Origin of the sequence: Clostridium sp. AF21-20LB (assembly GCF_003478795.1) — a bacterium.
Taxonomy (GTDB): Bacteria; Bacillota; Clostridia; order Lachnospirales; family Lachnospiraceae; genus Otoolea; species Otoolea fessa.
Map to the genome: position 1 here is coordinate 90,628 of NZ_QUGD01000004.1, position 21,176 is coordinate 111,803.

19 protein-coding genes and 2 pseudogenes are annotated in these 21,176 nt (G+C 50.9%); 5 read left to right on the forward strand and 16 right to left on the reverse strand.

The window, feature by feature from the left end; all coding sequences use genetic code 11:
- Positions 1-40 precede the first annotated feature (40 nt).
- Entirely contained in the window at positions 41-1,144 is a 1,104-nt protein-coding gene (gene aroC / locus DWX76_RS03720; RefSeq protein WP_118570140.1) for a chorismate synthase, read from the reverse strand.
- Positions 1,145-1,169: 25 nt separating this feature from the next.
- Positions 1,170-2,246: a lactonase family protein gene (locus DWX76_RS03725; RefSeq protein ID WP_022358842.1), complete on the reverse strand. Its 1,077-nt coding sequence runs from the start codon at positions 2,244-2,246 to the stop codon at positions 1,170-1,172.
- Positions 2,247-2,643: 397 nt separating this feature from the next.
- Here DWX76_RS03725 and DWX76_RS03730 point away from each other — a divergent pair, with 397 nt between their 5' ends.
- From DWX76_RS03730 to DWX76_RS03745, 4 genes are read left to right on the forward strand one after another with little or no spacing between them, the layout of a single operon-like run.
- Positions 2,644-3,177, forward strand: a complete 534-nt coding sequence (locus DWX76_RS03730; protein WP_107001836.1) for a helix-turn-helix domain-containing protein — start codon at positions 2,644-2,646, stop codon at positions 3,175-3,177.
- A 36-nt stretch (positions 3,178-3,213) separates the two neighbouring features.
- Positions 3,214-4,290, forward strand: coding sequence for a spermidine/putrescine ABC transporter ATP-binding protein (potA, locus tag DWX76_RS03735; protein WP_118570141.1), 1,077 nt, complete (start codon positions 3,214-3,216; stop codon positions 4,288-4,290).
- Between the two features lie 18 nt (positions 4,291-4,308).
- Positions 4,309-5,130, forward strand: coding sequence for an ABC transporter permease (locus DWX76_RS03740; protein ID WP_118570142.1), 822 nt, complete (start codon positions 4,309-4,311; stop codon positions 5,128-5,130).
- The gene (locus tag DWX76_RS03745) at positions 5,130-7,058 is read left to right on the forward strand and encodes an extracellular solute-binding protein (RefSeq protein WP_118570143.1); all 1,929 of its coding nucleotides are present in this window, start codon (positions 5,130-5,132) and stop codon (positions 7,056-7,058) included. The genes DWX76_RS03740 and DWX76_RS03745 overlap by 1 nt, the downstream gene beginning before the upstream one ends.
- Before the next feature lie 82 nt (positions 7,059-7,140).
- On the opposite strand, the gene DWX76_RS13895 is transcribed toward DWX76_RS03745, so the two are convergent.
- Entirely contained in the window at positions 7,141-7,281 is a 141-nt protein-coding gene (locus DWX76_RS13895; protein WP_181986255.1) for a hypothetical protein, read from the reverse strand.
- A gap of 111 nt (positions 7,282-7,392) precedes the next feature.
- Between DWX76_RS13895 and DWX76_RS03755 the strand changes: the two genes are divergently transcribed.
- Entirely contained in the window at positions 7,393-7,824 is a 432-nt protein-coding gene (locus DWX76_RS03755; protein WP_118469322.1) for a NifB/NifX family molybdenum-iron cluster-binding protein, read from the forward strand.
- Positions 7,825-7,875: 51 nt separating this feature from the next.
- Here DWX76_RS03755 and trmL read toward each other — a convergent pair.
- The 13 genes and pseudogenes from trmL to DWX76_RS03815 all read right to left on the reverse strand — a co-directional run bounded on the left by trmL (position 7,876) and on the right by DWX76_RS03815 (position 21,168).
- A pseudogene (gene trmL, locus DWX76_RS03760) lies at positions 7,876-8,369 on the reverse strand (tRNA (uridine(34)/cytosine(34)/5-carboxymethylaminomethyluridine(34)-2'-O)-methyltransferase TrmL).
- Positions 8,363-9,537: pseudogene (locus DWX76_RS03765) on the reverse strand (aminotransferase class I/II-fold pyridoxal phosphate-dependent enzyme). The pseudogenes trmL and DWX76_RS03765 overlap by 7 nt, the downstream one beginning before the upstream one ends.
- Positions 9,534-10,016: an Lrp/AsnC family transcriptional regulator gene (locus tag DWX76_RS03770; protein ID WP_022358850.1), complete on the reverse strand. Its 483-nt coding sequence runs from the start codon at positions 10,014-10,016 to the stop codon at positions 9,534-9,536. Before DWX76_RS03770 ends, DWX76_RS03765 begins: the two are co-directional and overlap by 4 nt.
- A gap of 14 nt (positions 10,017-10,030) precedes the next feature.
- The gene (locus tag DWX76_RS03775) at positions 10,031-10,648 is read right to left on the reverse strand and encodes an AIR synthase-related protein (protein ID WP_243015256.1); all 618 of its coding nucleotides are present in this window, start codon (positions 10,646-10,648) and stop codon (positions 10,031-10,033) included.
- A 115-nt stretch (positions 10,649-10,763) separates the two neighbouring features.
- Positions 10,764-12,281 (reverse strand): VanW family protein, encoded by a 1,518-nt coding sequence (locus DWX76_RS03780; protein ID WP_243017806.1) that lies wholly within the window; start codon positions 12,279-12,281, stop codon positions 10,764-10,766.
- A gap of 127 nt (positions 12,282-12,408) precedes the next feature.
- Entirely contained in the window at positions 12,409-13,134 is a 726-nt protein-coding gene (locus DWX76_RS03785) for a PolC-type DNA polymerase III (protein ID WP_118570144.1), read from the reverse strand.
- Between the two features lie 191 nt (positions 13,135-13,325).
- Complete coding sequence (locus tag DWX76_RS03790) at positions 13,326-15,128, reverse strand: B12-binding domain-containing radical SAM protein (RefSeq protein WP_118570145.1); 1,803 nt, start codon at positions 15,126-15,128, stop codon at positions 13,326-13,328.
- A gap of 4 nt (positions 15,129-15,132) precedes the next feature.
- Positions 15,133-16,185 (reverse strand): L-threonylcarbamoyladenylate synthase, encoded by a 1,053-nt coding sequence (locus DWX76_RS03795; RefSeq protein WP_181357271.1) that lies wholly within the window; start codon positions 16,183-16,185, stop codon positions 15,133-15,135.
- 204 nt (positions 16,186-16,389) lie between these two features.
- Complete coding sequence (locus DWX76_RS03800; protein WP_333489847.1) at positions 16,390-17,127, reverse strand: N-acetylmuramoyl-L-alanine amidase; 738 nt, start codon at positions 17,125-17,127, stop codon at positions 16,390-16,392.
- An 87-nt stretch (positions 17,128-17,214) separates the two neighbouring features.
- A complete protein-coding gene (locus DWX76_RS14230) occupies positions 17,215-17,616 on the reverse strand; it encodes a YitT family protein (protein WP_284525737.1) in 402 nt (133 codons plus the stop codon).
- On the reverse strand, positions 17,616-18,086 hold the full coding sequence (locus DWX76_RS03805) for a YitT family protein (RefSeq protein WP_284525736.1): 471 nt from the start codon (positions 18,084-18,086) through the stop codon (positions 17,616-17,618). The genes DWX76_RS14230 and DWX76_RS03805 overlap by 1 nt, the downstream gene beginning before the upstream one ends.
- Before the next feature lie 110 nt (positions 18,087-18,196).
- Positions 18,197-19,651: a sigma-54 interaction domain-containing protein gene (locus DWX76_RS03810; protein WP_118293786.1), complete on the reverse strand. Its 1,455-nt coding sequence runs from the start codon at positions 19,649-19,651 to the stop codon at positions 18,197-18,199.
- Between the two features lie 149 nt (positions 19,652-19,800).
- On the reverse strand, positions 19,801-21,168 hold the full coding sequence (locus DWX76_RS03815; RefSeq protein WP_022358860.1) for a sodium/glutamate symporter: 1,368 nt from the start codon (positions 21,166-21,168) through the stop codon (positions 19,801-19,803).
- Between the last annotated feature and the right edge of the window lie 8 nt (positions 21,169-21,176).

Here is a 21,176-nt window from a genome sequence, read left to right on the forward strand (position 1 = left end):
AGCCCGCCGCAGCTTTTCCAAAATTTTTATTTACATTTCCTTACTTCCGGTAAAACTCCTGAATCCGATCCAGCCGCGCCGTCATGCCACCCAGCAGCATATCCGCCGTCGCAAATGCCGCCATCGTCTCAACCACAACAACCGCTCTCGGCACAATGATCGGATCATGGCGTCCCTTGATGCTGATGCCAATCTCCTCGCCGCTCTTATTGACGGTTCTCTGCTCTGCGGCAATCGACGGGGTCGGTTTAAATGCCGCACGGAACACAACTTCGCTTCCATCCGTCATACCACCTAAAATGCCGCCTGCATGGTTCGTCGCCTTGCCAACGCTCCCATCCGGATCCATGACAAACGCGTCGTTGTTCTCGCTTCCTGCCATCTGCGCCGCATGGAAACCCTCTCCGATCTCGAAGCCTTTAACGGCACCGATCGAGCAGATTGCCTTTGCCAGGTTCGCATTAAATTTATCAAAAACCGGTTCGCCAAGCCCTGCTGGAAGACCGGCAATCACACATTCCACGATACCGCCAGCAGAATCTTTCTCCGCCATCTTCCTTTCCAGATACTGCTCTGCCTCTGCGGCTGCGACAGCATCCGGCATATACAGCTTATTCTTTTCACATTCTGCCAGATCAAACCGATCCGGCGCCACTTCCACCGGTCCGATCGCTTTCGTGTATGCTTTTACCCGAATGTTCAAGGATTCCAGCAGCTTTGCCGCGATGGCACCTGCTGCCACGCGTCCGATCGTCTCGCGTCCCGAAGAACGTCCGCCGCCCCGGTAATCCCGGAAACCGTATTTTTCATCGAAGGTATAATCCGCATGTCCGGGACGGTAATAACTGGCGATCTCACTGTAATCCTTCGAATGCTGATCCTGGTTCCGCACCAGCATCGAGATCGGCGTGCCCGTCGTCCGCCCTTCAAAAACGCCTGACAGGATCTCCACCGTATCGCTCTCGCTGCGCTTCGTCGTAAAACGGCTCTGCCCCGGTTTGCGGCGGTCCAGATAACGCTGAACGTCTTCCTCACAAAGCGCAAGCCCCGCCGGACAGCCATCTACGACCACGCCCACGCCTGCGCCGTGGGATTCGCCCCACGTTGTCATTGTCAGTATTTTTCCGTATGTTGATCCTGCCATTCTCGCTATTAACTCCTTCTGCCATTTAGTCTGCTTTCTTTCCTCTCGTAGGTACCTTTGTAATCACACAGCAGTTTGGCTCATTCACCGAAATACTGCGACCGCTCATCACCAGCAGTTTCTCCTTATATTCCACCTGGAAGAAAGAAATGCTGTTACTACCGTGGTTGATCGACGCCAGATGGTTTCCATCCGGGAAAATCGCGATATCTTTCGGGTAATCTCCACTGATCGGAAGACAGCAGAGCAGCTTCAAAAGCCCCGTCTGTGCATCGCGCTCGTAGACACTGACTGAATTATCGCCCGCATTGCTGCAGAACAGATGTGTCTCGTCCTCGGACATCCGGATCGTGCACGCTGCAGTCAGCTGGCTGGTGCGCTCCGGTGCGGTCGATGGGATCGTCTGGATCTTCTCGATCTTCGGCACACGATCGCCCGTTTCATACGTGTATACATCAATCACATTTTTGATTTCATACATCAAATACAAGAATTTTCCATCCTTGCTGAACATGAAATGTCTCGGACCAGATTCCAAATCACAGCGGATCGCGTCCACCAATGAAAGGGTTCCCTTCTCGCCATCAAACCTGTAAATCTTGACCTGGTCAATTCCCAAATCGGCTACCAGCAGGAATCTGCCATCCGGTGTGCGCTCCGCACAGCTCACATGCGGGCGGAACGTGCGCTCTGCCACGCTTCCAAGTCCCTTGTGGTAAACGCCGTCGGTCACTTCCCCGATAGAACCGTCCGGTTTCAGGCGGACCACCGTCTCCTTGCCGTCATGATAGCCGGATACGAAGATAAACTTGTCCTCCGCATCGGTCGCAATATGGCAGCCGCGCATTGCCTTGATATTTGCGCTGTTCACACGGCTGAGTGCGCCGTTTTCCAGAATCCGGAACGCCACAACGCCCTCGTCCGCGATGGAATAGAGCATCCGCCCGTCATGTGAAACGGTTAAATAGGAAGAGTTGTCCACTTCCACCTCGCACCGGTAGATAAATTTTCCCTTTTTTTCATCCACATCATACACGGTAATTCCCTTTGCCTGACCGTTGTATGAGTAAGAACCCACATATGCCATATACTTATCCTGCATGAAATGTTCCTCCTTTGATCCCCCAGAACCGTTATAACGGTTTCTATCAAATTATCTGCCCCTATTTTATCATCATACCGCCATTTTTGCACTCTTTTTTCACACAATTTGAGAACCCCCGGATTTTCCCGTTTTTTTCCTTGACACCTTCCCCACATTCTGTATAATAGATACTCGGAAGCAAGTTTATTATTTCTAAACAAAAAGATTAATTTTACATTCATTTTAGAATTTCTAAACTTTCATCTTACTTTTGCATGTTTCTAAAAAACGCCGGACGGATGGTTTTCCCACCCAGTTTTTATAAAAAAGAATGTGCCCTAGCGCATCCTCGTGGAGCGTTTTTTGTTTCATAGGACGCAATTTCCTATGAAACCAGGAAAGGAGGTTCCCTCTGTTGAGTATAGGAGGAAAATTAAAGGAACTGCGAATTTTAAAGGGTCTGACGCAGGAAGAGCTGGCTGACCGCGCAGAGCTTTCGAAAGGATTTATCTCCCAGGTAGAGCGCGATCTGACCTCCCCGTCCATCGCTACTTTGATGGATATTCTCCAGTGTCTCGGCACAACCATAGGGGAGTTTTTCAACGAGGCTCCGGAAGAGCAGATTGTATTTGAAAAAAACGACTATTTTATCAAGGAAGATCCAGAACTGAAAAATGAGATTCAGTGGATCATCCCGAACGCCCAGAAGAACACGATGGAACCGATCCGCCTGACACTCGGTGTCGGCGGCTCCACCTATCCGGACAGCCCGCATGAGGGTGAGGAATTTGGCTACGTTCTTTCCGGCAGCATCCTGATTCATCTGGGGAACCGGACGTACAAAGCCAAAAAGGGCGAATCTTTTTACTATACGAGCGACAAGACGCATTACCTTGAAAGCCGCTCCGGCGCGACGATCCTCTGGGTCAGCTCGCCGCCAAGTTTCTAATACTACACATTATTTTACTATTTACGGAGGAAACGCATGAGCCAGCCATTAATCTATTTACAGCATATCTCGAAACGCTTTGACGACACCCTGGTCCTGGATGACTTGAGCCTTTCAGTAAAGGAAAATTCCTTTGTAACGCTCTTAGGTCCCAGCGGCTGCGGCAAGACGACCACGCTCCGCATCATCGGCGGATTTGAATCCCCAAATACAGGAAAAGTAATTTTCGGCGGCGAAGACATCACCAAACTTCCGCCAAACAAGCGCCAGCTAAACACCGTATTCCAGAAATACGCACTGTTTCCGCATATGAGCATCGCAGATAATATCGCATTTGGGCTAAAAATTAAGAATAAATCAAAAGCATATATTGATGACAAAATTAAGTACGCTTTAAAGCTTGTAAACCTAAACGGCTTTGAGCATCGCAGCATTGACTCTTTGAGCGGCGGTCAGCAGCAGCGTATCGCCATTGCGCGTGCGATTGTCAACGAGCCAAAGGTCCTGCTTCTCGATGAGCCGCTCGGTGCCCTAGATTTAAAACTGCGACAGGACATGCAGTATGAGCTGATCCGTCTGAAAAATGAGTTAGGCATCACTTTTATCTATGTTACCCACGATCAGGAAGAGGCATTGACGATGTCCGATACCATCGTTGTCATGAACCAGGGTTATATCCAGCAGATGGGTTCCCCGGAACAGATCTACAACGAGCCGGAAAACGCATTCGTTGCCGACTTCATCGGCGAGAGCAACATTGTGGACGGTCTGATGATCCACGACGAGCTGGTTGAAATCTTCGGTGCGAAATTTGCCTGCGTCGATAAGGGATTCGGAACAAACCAACCGGTAGACGTTGTCATCCGCCCGGAGGACATCGACCTCGTAAAACCGGAGGAAGGCACGCTGCAGGGCATTGTCACCCACCTGATTTTCAAGGGCGTCCACTATGAGATGGAAGTCACCACACCGGACGGCTATGAATGGCTGGTTCACAGCACGGATATGTTCCCGGTCGGCGAGAAGGTCGGCATCCATGTAGACCCGTTTGACATCCAGATCATGAACAAGCCGGCGTCAGAGGACGAGGAAGCTGTGGGCGTCAATGAATAGAAAGGAGTCGGACTTAGCATGAAATCAAACGTGAAACGGCTCTTCGCCGGTCCTTATATTCTCTGGATGATCGGTTTTACCATCATCCCGCTCCTGCTGATCGTATACTACGGTCTGACAACCAAAAGCGGGGCATTTACACTGGCAAATGTCTGTTCCATCACGACACCGGAGCATATGAAGGCGCTGCTCTTATCCCTGGGTCTGTCTCTGGCTGCGACCGCCATCTGCCTGCTTTTGTCCTATCCGCTGGCTTTGGTGCTGCGCCGCCGCGGCATTGGGGCAGGCAGCTTCATGGTATTCGTCTTCATCCTTCCGATGTGGATGAATTTCCTGCTCCGCACCCTCGCGTGGCAGACGCTTCTGGAGAAAAATGGCGTCATCAATGGCATTCTTTCCTTTCTCCATCTGCCAAATATCTCCATCATCAATACACCGTGGGCGATCATTCTGGGTATGGTATACAACTTCCTGCCTTTCATGATTCTACCAATTTATAATGTGCTGGCAAAAATCGACGATAATACCATCAACGCCGCCAAAGACCTGGGGGCAAACAATTTCCAGACACTCATTCACATCTGGATTCCGCTCAGCATCCCGGGCATCATCAGCGGCATTACCATGGTATTTGTCCCGGCGCTGACGACCTTCGTTATCTCCAGTCTCTTAGGCGGCAGCAAGATCCTGCTTATCGGAAATGTCATCGAGCAGGAGTTCACCAAGGGAAGCAACTGGCACTTAGGTTCCGGTCTCTCGCTGGTTCTGATGATTTTCATTTTACTGAGTATGGCGCTCATCGCCAAATACGATAAAGAAGGGGAGGGCAATGCGTTCTGATGAAACATAACCGCTTAAAACAGTTTTTCCAGGACTTTTACCTGGCGCTCATCCTGCTCTTTTTATACATCCCGATCGTGACCATGATCGTTTTGTCCTTTAACAACACAAAATCGAGAACCGTCTGGGGCGGTTTTACCACCCGCTGGTATACGCAGATGTTCCAGGATTCCGCCATCATGAATGCCTTAAACAATACGCTGCTCATCGCGTTTGCGTCGGCTCTGATCGCGACCGTCATCGGCACGATCGCCGCCATCGGCATCAACAGCATGAAACGGATTCCGCGCACCATCGTCATGGGAATCAACAACATCCCGATGCTGAACTCCGACATCGTAACCGGTATCTCCCTGATGCTGGCATTTATCGCGTTCGGTATCTCTCTCGGATTTAAAACCGTGCTGATCGCGCACATCACATTTAACATTCCATATGTGATATTAAGTGTCATGCCGAAACTCAAGCAGACGAACCGGTACACCTACGAAGCCGCTCTGGATCTCGGCGCCAGCCCGCTGTATGCTTTCTTCAAGGTCGTATTTCCGGACATCGTCCCGGGTATCCTCTCCGGCTTTTTGATGGCATTTACGATGTCCCTCGATGATTTTATCATTACGCACTTTACAAGAGGTGCCGGTATGGATACCTTATCCACCCTGATCTACAGCCAAGTGCGCCGAGGCATCCAGCCGACGATGTACGCCCTGTCCACGCTGATTTTCGTGGCAGTCCTGGTGCTCCTGGTGATCACCAACTTTGCCCCGGAGAAAAAATCCACCGGCAATGCGACTGTGATTGACACAGAGACCATCAAGCGCCGCAAACGCAACAACCAGATCAAGAACGGCGTTCTGGGACTTGCCTGCACGCTGATTCTGCTTGTCGTTGGTGTCAGCACCTACAGCCGCTACACCACGACTCATTCAAACGAACTGTACGTCTACAATGCAGGCGAATATATTGATCCGGACCTGATTGAGGAATTTGAACAGGAAACCGGAATCAAGGTTACCTACGACGTATTTGAGACACTGGAAGAAATGTATCCGGTCATCGAAGCCGGCGGCGTCAACTACGATGTAGTCTGCCCATCCGACTACATGATTCAGAAAATGAAGGAAAATGACCTGCTTGCCGAACTCAACTTTGACAACATTCCAAATGTCAAAAACATTGACCCGCAGTACATGGAAATGTCCAAGCAGTTCGACCCGGAAAACAAATATTCCGTGCCATACACCTGGGGAACCGTCGGTATTCTTTATAATACGAAGCTCATCGAAGAAAAAGGACTTCCGGTTCCGACCAAATGGTCCGATCTCTGGAATCCGGCTTATAAAGGCGAGATCCTGATGCAGGACAGCGTCCGCGATGCCTTCATGGTAGCGCTCAAAAAAGACGGCTTCTCTGCCAACTCGACCGACGAAACCGAACTCCAGCAGGCAAAGCAGGATCTGATTGACCAAAAACCGCTCATACAGGCTTACGTCATCGATCAGGTACGTGACAAGATGATCGGCGGCGAGGCAGCCATCGGCGTCATCTACTCCGGCGAGATCATGTACATCCAGGATGAGGTAGCCGCACAGAACCTCCCATTCTCCCTGGAATATGTAATCCCGGAAGAGGGAACCAACGTCTGGCTCGATTCCTGGGTAGTTCCGAAAAATGCGAAAAATAAGGAAAACGCAGAAAAATGGATCAATTTTCTCTGCCGCCCGGATGTCGCAGTCAAAAACTTTGAGTACATTACCTACGCGACGCCAAACAAGGCAGCCAAGGAAATGCTGGACAAAGAAATCCAGAACAACAAAGCCGTCTTCCCAGATGCGAAGCAGCTGAAAAACTGCGAGGTTTACCGGTATCTTGGGGATGAGGCGGACGAGCTTTATAATAGTTTGTGGAAAGAAGTTAAGTCGGATTAAGGGGCTTGCTGCTTCAAATCATAATTGTAAAAAAGAGTCAACAGAAGTGCATTCTGCTGGCTCTCTTTTTCTATCAAAGATATTATACTTCCAATGCCGCTTTTAAGTCTTCCATACTGGAATATCTCGGTGCATTTGGATCTTTTACAATCGTTCTTCCTTCTTCGATTGCTATCAGTAACGCATCCTTCTTTTCATTCTTCTCAATATTTACTTCATCCATACAAGCCACCTACATATATGTCTATTATATATTTTTTCATAAATAACATATACATTTATATTGATTTTTCAATTCTAAGCGCTATACTATCTCTAAAAAAGGAGGTCACTCATGAAAATTGCAGTCCCTTATGAAAACGGAGAAATCTGCTCCCACCTGGCTCAGGTGAAAGAATTTTTAATTTTTGATGTAGTTGACGATGAGATTATTTCCACCAAAACCGTGAAACAGACCTATGCAAACGATCCCGGCGCGCTGGTCGAGTTTCTGAAAAAAGAAAATACTGCCGTCCTCCTCTGCGACGCCCTTCCGATCCCGATGATGATCGCCCTGCGCGAAACCAGCATCCAGGTTCTCGGCGGCGCCAAAGGCGCTCCTAAAGACCGCGTCGAAGACTTCTTAAACGGAATGCTTCACTTTGACCGGAGCGGAAATAACGGACCATCCTGCGGCGTCCACCTGCCGGACAACAATAAAAATGGCACTGACTCCGACGCCGAATGCGACGGAAATATCAGTGCCTGTGGGACTTGGTGCCACTAATTCCTGTTTCATCTGAGACGTTGATGACGCACGTGTGGGAGAGAATCCACCTTATTTCCACTGGAGGCGATGCAGATGCCCCTCCGTATTCATCTTCTCAAACCCATTCTGCCGCAACGCCTCATACAGAATGATCGCCACCGAGTTTGACAGATTCAGAGAGCGCGTCTCACCCCACATCGGGATGCGGACGCAGCGCTCCGGGTCTTCGATCAGGAGTTCTTCCGGGATGCCGCGGCTTTCCGGTCCGAACATGATATAGCAGTCCGGATCGTAGTGAACGTCCGTATACACCTGCGTCGTCTTCGTGGTCGCCATATACGGGCGCGCGCCGGATTCTTCTCCAGAAAATCTTTAAAATCGCTGTAAACTGTCACGTCCAGATGCGGCCAGTAATCAAGACCCGCTCTTTTTACCATTTTATCATTCAATTTAAAACCGAGAGGCTCGATCAGATGAAGCCGCGTGTTCGTTGCCACGCAGCTTCGTCCTATATTTCCTGTATTCATCGGCATCTCCGGTTCATAGAGTACAATATTTAACATTTCTTCTCTCCATCCAGCCGTGCCACAAACCGCTTGATGCGCTCGATCGCCTTCTGCAGATCCTCCAGCGAATACGCATAGGAAACACGCAGATAGCCCTCGCCGCAGTTTCCAAACGCGGTGCCCGGCACAAGCGCCAGCTTCTCTTCCTGTAACAGGCGGTTTGCGAATTCATCCGAGGTCATGCCAAACCGTTTGATGCACGGGAACATATAAAATGCTCCATACGGCTCGAAACAGTCCATGCCGAGCCCCCGGAACTCTCTCAAAAGATAGCGGCGGCGCTCATCGTAGGCTTTCTTCATGCGGGCAATGTCCTCATCGCCATTCCGCAGGGCGTCAACCGCTGCATACTGGCTGGTGGTCGGCGCACACATAATCGCAAACTGATGGATTTTCAGCATCTGTTTTAAGATAAGCGCTGGAGCCGCCGCATAGCCGAGACGCCACCCGGTCATCGCATATGCCTTGGAAAATCCGTTGATCAACACCGTGCGGTCACGCATCCCGGAAATCTCCGCGATGGAAACGTGCTTGCCGCTGTAGGTCAGCTCGGAATAAATTTCATCACTCAGCACAAACAGATCCTTCTCCTCAATCACCTTCGCGATCGCTCCAGATCGGTGCGGTTCATGATCGCGCCCGTTGGATTGTTCGGGAATGGAAGAATCAGCACCTTTGTTTTCGGTGTGATTTTCTCCAGCAGCTTCTCCGGCGTCAGACGGAACTCATCCTTCTCCTCCAGCTCGATAATGACCGGCGTACCGCCCGCCAGCACCGTACACGGCACATAGGAAACGTAACTCGGCTGCGGAATCAGAACCTCATCGCCCGGATTGAGCATCGCGCGCAGGGCGATATCAATCGCCTCGCTGCCGCCGACCGTTACCATCACTTCTGTATTCGGATCATACTCAAGACGCTGACGACGTTTCAGATAATGGCAGATCTCCTGGCGCAGTTCCTTTAAACCAGAGTTCGACGTATAGAAGGTACGTCCTTTTTCCAGCGAATAAATGCCCTCCTCGCGGATATGCCACGGTGTATCAAAATCCGGTTCGCCCACGCCCAGGGAGATCGCGCCCTTCATCTCGCTGACAACGTCAAAAAACTTCCGGATTCCGGACGGCGGAATATTTACAATCGTATCTGATAATGGGTTTCTCACGGAACAATCAACATCCTTTCATCCTGAGGACCGTCGCAGAGAACGGTACCATGGTCTTTGTATTTTTTAAGAATAAAATGGGTCGCGGTACTCAGCACAGAATCGATCGTGGAAAGCTTTTCTGCCACAAACTGTGCAACTGCACGCATGGTTTTCGCCTCGATCATAACGGTAAAATCATAGCCGCCGGACATCAGGTATACCGAGGTCACCTCGCTGTACTGATAGATTCTCTCGGCAATCTTGTCAAAGCCCATCTCGCGCTGCGGCGTTACCTTTACTTCGATCAGTGCAATGACCTTCTCCTCATCTGTATTATCCCAGTTAATCAGGGTATGGTAACCGCAGATGATATGTTCATTTTCCATTTCGGCGATCTCCGCCGCGACCGCAGCTTCATTTTCCCCGAGTAAATCCGCCAGCTCTTTGACGCTGATGCGGCTGTTTTTTTCAATGACCGCTAAAATTCTCTCTCTCACTTTACTACCTCCTGTTAATGGGATTTTGGTAAGTCTTTCATTTTATCTATCTCATCCGGTTTTGGCCGGTCAAGAAAGCTATGTACTTCGCCGCTGTAAATCTCGCGTCCGATCGCTGTGCGCGTCCGACCGATGAGCGCCGCCGGAATGCCCTCTCTCTCCAGATTCTTTAGCAGTTTCGGACCGCTAGACGCCGTCAGCAGAATGCAGCCCTGGGACTGTAAACGGTATGGATTGAGGTCAAATACCTCGCAGACCTCCACCGTCTCCTGGCGGATCGGAAGTTTCCTAAGATCCATCTCAAATCCGAGTCCGAATCCATCAAAAAAATGCCACAGCGCTGCCATGACGCCGCCCCCGCCCGCCGGATACCACGCAGATGCGCCGAGACGGGTCAGCACTTTCCGCTCTTTATGTGCAGCAAATGCCTCCAGAAGCGGAGACGGATTCCATTTCTCATAGAGATTCTGGCATTCTCTCACATACCGTGCAGAAAATCGGTTCAAAAGCGCCGCCTCGCCGCTTTTTGCCGCCATCGAGGTACCAAGAAGCGCAGTGTAACCGACCGCCAGAAGATCCTGCTCGGCTTTCATCTCCCCGTATGCCTCGAAAATTTCATCTTTTATGTTCATTCTGATTCCTTTCCCAGCTTCACATTCAAGTACAGTAATTTTCTGCGTTTACCACGCCATGTTACCACAAATCTCTGCTCTCATACCATCACTATATATGATCCGATATAAGCTATCACTCCATCGGCGGCGCTGCTTCCTGCGCCGGACCGGCTGGTCCCTGCGGCTGTGCCGGGGTCGGCTCCTGTGCTGCCGGTGCTTCCGTCGGTGCCGGAACTGGATTTTCCGGCTGTGGCGTCTCAGGCTGCGGTGTCTCAGGCTGCGGTCCAGCCGGAACCGCCGGTGCCGCAGCTGCAACGGCCGGACCTACACGGTAGATTGCCTTCGATGCCATATAGGTATCCGTCTGCAGCAAGGTTTTCTCCGTCTCCACGCCGTCCACGTAGACGTATTTCCAGAGCCGTGACTGCAGCCCATAGTGCGCCGACTGTTCCTTCACCCTCGCACCCGGCTTCAAAGATGCGTCCACCTTTGTGATCGGCTCGCCCGGATCCTTCTTCGACAGTGTCTCCGAAACGTATTTGATCGTCCGGTTTGCCGGCCGTGTCTCTTTTCCATATATCGTAAATGAAATAGTCCCGCCGTTCACTGCCCCTTCCATATAGATCGGGGTATCGTATGGATTTTTAAATTTCAGATCCTTATAAGTACCCGCGATCGCCGAATCCTGCGATGCCGGAACGTAAGTAACAATCATCGAATGATTCTGGCGCTGGGTGATATCCATCTCCGCCAGAAGCGCTGCATTGTAGAGCGTCGTGCAGATCTGGCAGGCGCCACCGCCGACCGTATCGACTACCTGACCGTTCGCATAGGAACCTGCCGATGCATAGCCATTTTCCACCGTAAATGGGGTCAGCCATGTATAAGCCGAAAATTCTTCTCCCGGCATCAGAACCGTGCCGTTGATCTTCGCCGCACCGTTCCGCAGATTCTTGGAACGCGACACATTTCCCGGGTTGAATCCGGTACTGAATGTTCCAAGTGCATCCTGAATCGTAGATAATGCCTCTGTCGTGCGGGTCGGCTCTGCATTTTTGACTGTTGCATCCACCGAAACCGGTTCCGAAAGACCGCCCGCGAGCGCCTCATTCAGTGCTTTTGTCGTCGCATCTATGTCCACTTCCTGTCCCGCCGAAGACTGGCTGACCTGAAAGACTCCATTTTCATGCGTGATCACAGCGTCCTGCGGCGCTGTCGTAAATTCCGCGCACCGGGTCTGCACAAACTCGGCAACCTTCGCTTCATCGACCGCTGTCTCAATCTGCAGATCCACGCCGGACTGCTCTAATTCCTTCTGATTCAGATACCGGCGCAGAAGATTTCCGCCGGAAAGTTTCTCCACTTCCTCATCAATCTCGTTCTGGTTGACCCAGGAAAATCCCAGCTCCGCCGCCGTCGTCTGAACCTCATGACCTTCTACCCGGATCGAAATGGTCTGATTTTCCATCTCCCCGATCGATTTCTCAATCGTCTGATCCGCCTCTTCCCGTGTCATCCCGGAAAGATCAAACCCACCGACCTGAAAGCCCGTGGGAATCGTCCCCGCTGACGCGGTGCCCGTACCGGCTATAAGCAGTCCCATCACTGCCGCACCGCATACGCCTGCCATCCAATTTCTTTTTTTCATCATCTACCGAACCTTTACATCATAAGACCTGCCAAAATGGTTCCCGCTACCATCGCTACTACTACGATTATAATAACAACCGCTGATACGATCTGGCGTGTTTTCTGATTTGAAAATTTAAACATATCTCTCACCTCTTCTGCATTCTGCCATGCTGCGCGATAATCTGATCCGTAAGTCTCGAAATCTCATTTTTCGAAAGCGAATCAATCTGCGCAGATAAATTTATTCTATGATATTTTAGTAATTCCCGCAAGACTTCTTTTTGCTTTTTTGACGCGGGCTGTTCGCGTTTTACCTTGTAAATCAAAGGCTGCGGTGCAAACACCTCCGGCACTTCCAGAAAATACCTGTTTTTAAGCTCCTGATACAGATGGTGCGCCGCCAGCGCATCCGAAAGCGCCCGATGGCTCTCGCCCGGATCCACCGCAAAATACCGGCACGCAGCTGCCAGATTCTTCTTTTCCTCCTCCGGCATGAAATGGCGGCAGATTTTCAAGGTATCAAGCCCCGCGTGCTCAAATGTATACTTCCGGTTGACCGCCGCCCGCTTGAGAAAGCTGAAATCAAAGATAACATGATGCCCCAGAAGCGGCAGCTCCCCGCAGAATGCCAGAAGATCCGGCAAAACCGCGTCCAGCACCGGTGCATCCTTCAAATCATCATCACAGATTCCCGTCAGCTCCCGGATGCGCGCATCCAGTTCCCGCTCCGGGTTGACAAACGTCGAATACGTCTGCACCACGATTCCATCTTCCACCCGTGCCGCGCCAATCTCGATGATCCGCTCGGTTTTGGGATTTAACCCTGTTGTCTCCAGGTCAATCGCTATATAAGAATTGTTTGTTTTTTCCATTTTATTTATCCATCGTAACTGTTCAGTACCTTCACAGTCACGCGCAGTAAATGCACAGACCTACTGAACAGTTTACTATCCATCTAATTTAAAATATGGCTGTCTTACATTTCTTCTCGTTCGCAGATGTTCAGACTGCCGCCATCCGCAATTTCTTTTTCCTGTCTTTCTCTGGAAAATCCCATTTCTCACTATATTTCATCCTGGGAAATGGAAAATGCCGCCGCATTGCCAAACAGAGCATCCCGGTTTTTGTAATCAAACAGCACAAAGCTTCCGTCTTCCATCCGCTCTAAATGCGCCATTTTCGCCATCTGTCTGGAATCGTATGCCTCGTAGCCCTTCAAATAACGGCGTTCCTTCGCCTCGCGCATGAAAAACTGCTTCGTCTCGTTCTTCCACTCCGACGGATCCGGGGCAAAAGATGGACGGCTCTTGACGTTTTCACGGAGGTAGAGGTCATAAATGAGAAGATCCTGATAGGAAATTTCTTTGTTCCCCCATTTCTGAATAAACAGATACAAAATCTCATACCGTGCCAGCCGGTTATGGCTCACTCCATTCAGTCCCTCTTCCTCATAAAATGCCGCCAGGCGGTCATACAAATCAAACGCATCGCCCCATTCCTGCGACAGGCATTTCATCGTGCGGCGGAACTGCCCGCTGTTGTAATAGACCTCGACCATCTCTTCCACACCCTTGAGACGGATCACCTCTTCATAGGAAAGCCAGTTGGTTCTAAGCACCTCATACGGCGGCTTGCTCTGGCTGAGCAGACCGTATTTCTGCTTCATTTCTTCCATATAGGAACCTTTCAGCACCTTCAGAAAGCCAAGCTGAAGCTGTTCCGGCTCCATTTTGTATACATCGTTGAAGGAACGATGAAAGCTCTCGATATCCTCATACGGAAGCCCCGCAATCAGGTCGAGATGCTGATGGATGTTGCCAAAGGTGTTGACCTGCGCCACACGGCGCGCCACCTTGTCTAGATCCATCGTCCTCCGGATCTCCTTCACAACCACCAGGTTCGTCGTCTGCACACCGATTTCCAACTGAATCAGCCCCGGACGCATCTGTTTCATCAGCGCCAGCTCGTCATCATCCAGAAGATCCGATGAAATTTCAAAATGGAAGTTGGTAATTCCATTATCGTGATCCAGCAAATACTGCCAGATCGCCATCGAATGGCTCTTTTTGCAGTTAAACGTCCGGTCTACGAACTTTACCTGCGGCACCTTCCGGTCAAGGAAAAACTGCAGCTCCCTGGTTACCAGCGAAAGGCTGCGGAACCGCACTTTTTTGTCAATCGAAGACAGACAGTAACTACAGGAAAATGGACATCCACGGCTGCTCTCATAGTAGATAATGCGGTGTTCCAGCCCGCTTAAATCTCCGTAGGAAAATGGAATGTCGTCCAGATTCATGAGCGGCGCCGGGCGATGAACCTCGACGGTGTCGTCCGAACAGCGTAGGACAATGCCGGGGATCTCTGAAAAACAAACTTCCGTCCCGCGCTCACACGCCTCCACCAGCCGCGTAAATGTCTCCTCGCCTTCGCCCTGCATGATCAGCTCGACCTCCGGCAGCTCATCCATCAGGTGAACCGCGTCATACGAAGCCTCCGGACCTCCCATCCAGATGCGGACCTGCGGAAGAACCTTTTTCAAATCGTGGATCAGTTCCTTCACGTAAACGATATTCCAGATATAACAGGAAAATCCCACCACATCCGGTTTTCTCCGGTAAATATCCTGCAGAATCTGATCCATCTGGTGGTTGATGGTGTACTCGCCGAGATCGATCTGGATTTCCGACACGGTTTTCGTTCGATTCGCGCCTTTTGCTGCCTCCGAAACCATTTCCATTCCAACAGCCGCACCCTGCTCATCCTTCTGTCCCAGCCCCAGCCGCTCCATCGCATACCGTCTCAGGCTGTAAATTCCCAGATTTGAATGTATATATTTGGCATTAATCGCCGCCAATAAGTACCGCATCGTCTCACACCTTCAAAATATGATAGCCAGCCGCCTTATTGAGCCGGTTCATAATCGCCCGTCCTAAATTGTCTTCCGAAAATCCTTCCGAAAAGATATATTCCGCGCCGCGATCGTCGAAATCCCGCAGAACTGCATACAGGTTGTGTGCAACAGTCTCCTGACGCGCCCGCGCACCGATGCTTTCCAGCATCCCCGCCGGGTAACGGTCTTTCGTCTCGTCCGTACAGATAATTCCAACCTTGCGCCCTTCTGCCAGCTTTTCGCCTGCCAGGCGGTTGATCGTCTCCACAACTGCCTCCGTCTCGCCCTCGACCAGTGTCAGATCGGCTTTCGGTGCATAATGGCGATATTTCATTCCCGGTGCTTTCGGGCGCACATCCGCGCTGACCGGTCCTAAAATCGCCGGATCAATGCCGACTTCCCCGACCGTTTCACGCAGCATCTCCACGGTGATCGCACCCGGTCTTAAAACCATCGGCATTTCCTCCGTAACATCCACGATCGTCGATTCCAGACCAATTCCAACCGGACCGCCGTCGATGATCGCATCGATCTTTCCGTCCATATCCTGAAGCACGTGATCAGCGCGCGTCGGGCTTGGGCGTCCCGATGTATTCGCACTCGGAGCCGCGATCGGCACGCCGGACAGACGGATTAACTCTGCCGCGATCGGATCAGACGGCATCCGGATTGCCACCGTGTCAAGCCCGCCGGTCGTTCCATACGGCACGATCGCGCTCTTAGGAAATACCATCGTCATCGGTCCCGGCCAGTATGCCTTTGCAAGCTTTTTGCCATTTTCCGGCATATTCGATACCAGCGGCGCAATCTCCTCCAGACAGGACACATGCGCGATCAGCGGGTTGTCAGACGGGCGTCCCTTCGCCGCATAAATCTTCTTCGCTGCCGCCTCATCCAGCGCATTCGCCCCCAATCCGTACACCGTTTCCGTCGGAAATGCCACCAGACCGCCCGCGCGGATGATCGCTGCCGCCTTCTCAAGCACCTCCCGGTCATGCGCCGTAAAGTCCTTTGGATTTTCTATCTTCCACATCTGGGTGTGAAGTTCTTTTTTTGTTTCGTTTTGCATATTGATTCTTCTTTCTACTATCTCACAATGAATAAATCTATCTTCCGTACTAAGCTCGAAAACACCTCGCTAAGTACTCCTAGTATGCGCGGCATGACTCGTACTAAGCTCGAAAACACCTCGCTAAGTACTCCTAGTATACACAAGATTCCTCGCCAGTTCAAGGTTTCAGCGCCCATTCAGATACTCCATAATCCCCATATGCAGCGTATACGCCACGCGGTCCTGGTATTCTTCTGTTTTCAGCAGTGCCGCCTCTTTCCAGTTAGACAAAAATCCGCACTCGACGATGACAATCGGACATTTGACGTGGAGCAGGAGATAATAGCTGTCATTCGGTTTGGCTTTTCTGCGGTTCTGGTCTCCCAGTGCATAGTCGAAGCGCTTCTGCAGTATTTCCGCCAGCCGTTTCCCCTTCTCTGACTTCCGGTAATAAAATACCTGCGCACCGGATACATCCTCCTGGTGGTAGCTGTTCTGGTGGATGCTGACGACCAGATCCGCGCCGGATTCCTCGACGCGGGCGCAGCGGTTTTTCATGTCGGACATTTTCCGGCTTCCGGCTGACGTATCGTAAAGTCCCCGGTCATCCTCCCGGCTCATCACGACCTCCACATCCGACTGCTCCAGATACCATTTCAGGCGCTTCGCGATCGCCAGATTGATGTCCTTTTCCAGGCTTCCGTCCACACTCACCTTTCCCGGATCAAAATCCCCATGTCCGGCGTCCAGGAACACCACCGGCTTTTTCTTCCCAAGCACGGCGTCCGCCCCCGCTGACGCCAGCCCCGCATACCGTGCCGCCAGAAAGACGCCGCAAAATAAAAGAAGGCAGACTGCCAATTCCACTGACAGCCGCCTTCGCATTTGTTTTAGAAACGGGTGTGTTTCAAACCATTCGTTCAAGTGCACAGCTCCTGATGCATTCTTATAATATCTATATTCGCCTTGTTCGCGGCATATCCCGCTATTTTCTAATTCCAATCCCGGCTCCTACTGCTGTGCCTCCGCTACATCCTTAAACCCAAGTCCAAAAATGCCCGAGGTTTCCTTCACAATCACAAACGCATTCTCATCCGTCTCCGCAATAATGCGTTTTAAACGATTGAACTCCGTTTTGCGGACGGTACATAAAACCACCGTCGTGTCCTCGCCGCTGTAGCCGCCCTTGCCCGGAAGCAGCGTTACCGTACGGTCAATTTCCTTAATGACACGTTCTGCGATTTTCTGCGGGTATTTCGTCACGATCGACGCCTCGCTTCCGGCATCATTTCCGTAGATGATCATGTCGATGACCTTCGTCTGCGCGTACAGGGAAATCAGTCCGAACAGAGCCGCATCGACATTTCCAAAGACGAAGATCGAGGTGGAGAGGATGATTCCATCGATCATCATCAGGCGCGCCCGATCGAGACATGCGGATATTTCTTCTGGAGCAGGTAGCCGACCACATCGCTGCCGCCCGTCGTCGAACCGGACAGAAAGATGAACGCCATGCCGACGCCGACCAGAATGCCGCCGTAGAGACTTCCCATAAGCTGGTCGCCCATATAAACCGGAAAGACCGGGGCGATCACGTAGTCAAGCACCACCGAACAGATTCCGCACGCAAACGCCGTCCGCAGCGCAAAGGCACGGCTCAAATGAAACCACGCCAATATTAAAAGCGGCACATTGACCATCAGTGTCAGCCGTCCGACCGGCAGGTTCGTCACATGGTTTAACATCAGTGCCACGCCGACCGCACCGCCCGGCGCAATATTCGCCGTCTCAATAAAGCTGTGCGTGCCGATACTGTAGATAAATGCGCCCAGAATCAGATATAAAAAATCTTTTACAGAATATTTTCCAATGTATTTCTCCATTTCTGCATTTCCTCCTGTTATTCTGTCTGAGCGTTCCATCCTTTCCGGGCTGATTCTGCTGGTTCTGCTTCCCGCATCGTCCTCAATTTTCCGTATCTATCCTCCATCGCTCAGATTTCTTTTTCCTGTTTTTCCTTCGCCTTTTCGCCCCGCAGCTGGCTCGCCTTTCTCTGCAGCGTCTGCCTCGGCACATCCAGAATCCGCGCTGCCTCAGATATATTTCCGTGCGCCGCCTCCAACGCCTGCCAAATCAGTTTTTCCTCATAGGCAGCCACCGCCTCACGAAGCGACGAGCAGAGTTTTGGAACTTCTTCCAGGCTTTCCGGCGTCTTTTTCCTGTCCGCCTGCTTTTCCAGCAGAAGCTTTCCCTTGATGTCTTTATACTGGAGCAGGGCGCTCGTCTCGTCCACCATGCTCATGCCGTAAACGATCACGTGTTCCAGCTCCCGGACATTGCCCGGCCAGTCATATTCTTCCAGTTTTTTTAGCAGATCCTTTGACACATACTGAACCTGCTTGTGGAACGTGCCATTGTGTTTGTTTACATAAAACTTGACAAAATGTCCAATATCCGCCTTCCGTTCCCGCAGCGGCGGAATCCGGATCGACATCATGCTCAGACGATAATAAATATCGCGCCGAAGCTGTCCTTTCTCGATCGCCTCAAGCGGTTCCACATTGGTCGCCGCAATGATCTTCACATTCGTGCGTTTCGTCTCACTGCCGCCCAGGCTGCGGAAACTGCCATCCTGCAGAACCCGCAGAAGCTTTGACTGCAAAAACAGAGGCATCGAATTGATCTCGTCGAGAAACAGTGTTCCGCCGTCCGCCAGCTCAAAGAGTCCCTTATTTTCCATTGCCCCGGTAAACGCGCCCTTGGACGTTCCAAATAAGATACTTTCGAGCAAGGTATCCGGCAACGCCGCACAGTTCTGCGCGATAAACGGTTTATCCCTCCGTTCACTGGCATTGTGGATCGACTGTGCAAACACCTCTTTTCCGGTTCCCGTTTCCCCATAGATCATAACCGGCAGATCGCACGCCGCCACCACCGGTATATAGTCTCTGGCATTTTTCATTTTTTCATCCACCGCGATGATATCTTCCATCGTAAAAGATGCGCCGCTGTGTTTTTTCAGCTTTCCAGCGCCGCCGACCGGGATCTGTTCCGAAGTCAGTTCCACACTCTCCGGCTCTTCCTCGCCGTCTGTCATCTCCTCCATCGACAGATCGATCGCGCCCACCACGGCGCGCCCGCTCTTGATCGGAATCGAAAGAGAGCTGATATGGATGCCCTCCTGCCCCTTGGTCTGAAGCAGTTGATTTTCCACGTAAACCGGCAGTCCGACCTCCATCGCCCGGATCATGCTGCTGTTCTTAGCGTTCAGGTTTTCAAATACATCGAAAAAATTTTGTCCCACCAGCGCCTGGTAAGCTTCTCTCTCTTTCCGGTTTGAAAATTTACTATTTAACTTTGCTGAAAACAGAATCTCGCCATCCAGGTTGATGATCGTGATTCCGTCAATATATCCTTTTCCATGAAATAACTGTCTTAAAAACTCCATGCATTTCTCCCCTGTCTGAAACACCGCTGACCGGAATCACGCGCCAAGTCTCACGGACGTTCGACTTGAATCTGCGTTCATCCGTCCTGACAACGGTGTTATGTTTACACCTGTTCCAAGTGTATCAGAGGAAACAGGCAAAGACAAGTTTATCCGATCTCCTCCACACCTGGGCGATCCAACGGAAGTTTCAGCCACCACCATTTAAATACGATATTTGCGATGATGCATGCTGCCATGATTACCAAATAGATGCCGATAAACTTCCAATGGCTGCCATTTAAGAGCATCATCGGTCCCATCGACCACGCAAACATCTCTGCCGGAGTTGTAAACGGCGCTGCAAATGCAGTATCGTTCAGCGTCTTGGAGCGGTTTTCCGGATCAACGATTCGAAGAAGGATGAAGCCGATCGCAAAAACGCCCGTTGAATAGCCAAATACGAAGATCGCGCGCTCAAACCAGCTGCCGCGGTTCATCGCCGGACCAAAGAACATCAGAGTTGCCACTACGATTACAATACCGCAGAGCAGAAGAAGTGCCAGCGGAGCTGCATATTTAACGATAACTGCCAGTTTGATGGAAGCGATTCCGAAAAACACCAGATAATCCGTCGCAGTACCGGAGATACGTCCCACTACATTTTCATCAATATAATCACCGACGCCGACTTTTCGGAAAACGAGGAACATCACGATCGCGGTCAAAAATGCCATCAGGTAATTCGGCAGATCCAGACCGATCGCTGCATAGATTCCCTTACTGAGTCCCACACCGATACCGGATGCGATCAGCATCACTGCCAGATGCCATGCCAGCGGATCCAGGACGTTGGATGAAATAGTTTCCTCGCCCATCGACTTGCGCTCATTTTTGGGCACCAGACCACAGCGCAGATCATCGGAGATCTGATTGAAGCCTTTCATATATTTGGTCCAGCCCTTTTTCGTTCCCAGCTTGATGAAGAACAGACCGCCAAAGATACCCGATAAAATACCAACAGTTGCACAGGTCATCGCGATATCCATTGCATCCAGATCACCCAGTCTCTCAAACGCGGTACCAACAGCCGCTGCCGTTCCGTGTCCGCCGGAGAAACCAGCTGCCAGCAGCAGACCGAAGCCATAGTTAATGTTCGGGAATAATTTCGAAATTACTAAAATACTAAACAACGGTGCCAGTGAGAACTGAATCGCCTGTGCCAGCACTTTATAGGAAAAATAAGAACCAATCCGGTCAATTTCCGCTTTAAAATCTTTCTTATTGAAAGAAAATCCATTAATTCCGACACCTGCGAAAATCAGGATAATCAGAACACTTGCATAAGAACCAATATTTTCAGAAAACGGCAGGATTCCCAGTCCCTGCGCCCCGAGTGCCAGCGCGATAAATCCGGCAATCATGCTTGGCGGAATGAAAAATTTCTGTACCAACGGCACTTTTGCACGTAAAAGCTGACCAACCGCGATAAAAAACGATGCGATCGCAAAGTCCACTAAAATGTCTGTAACACTCACAGATACCC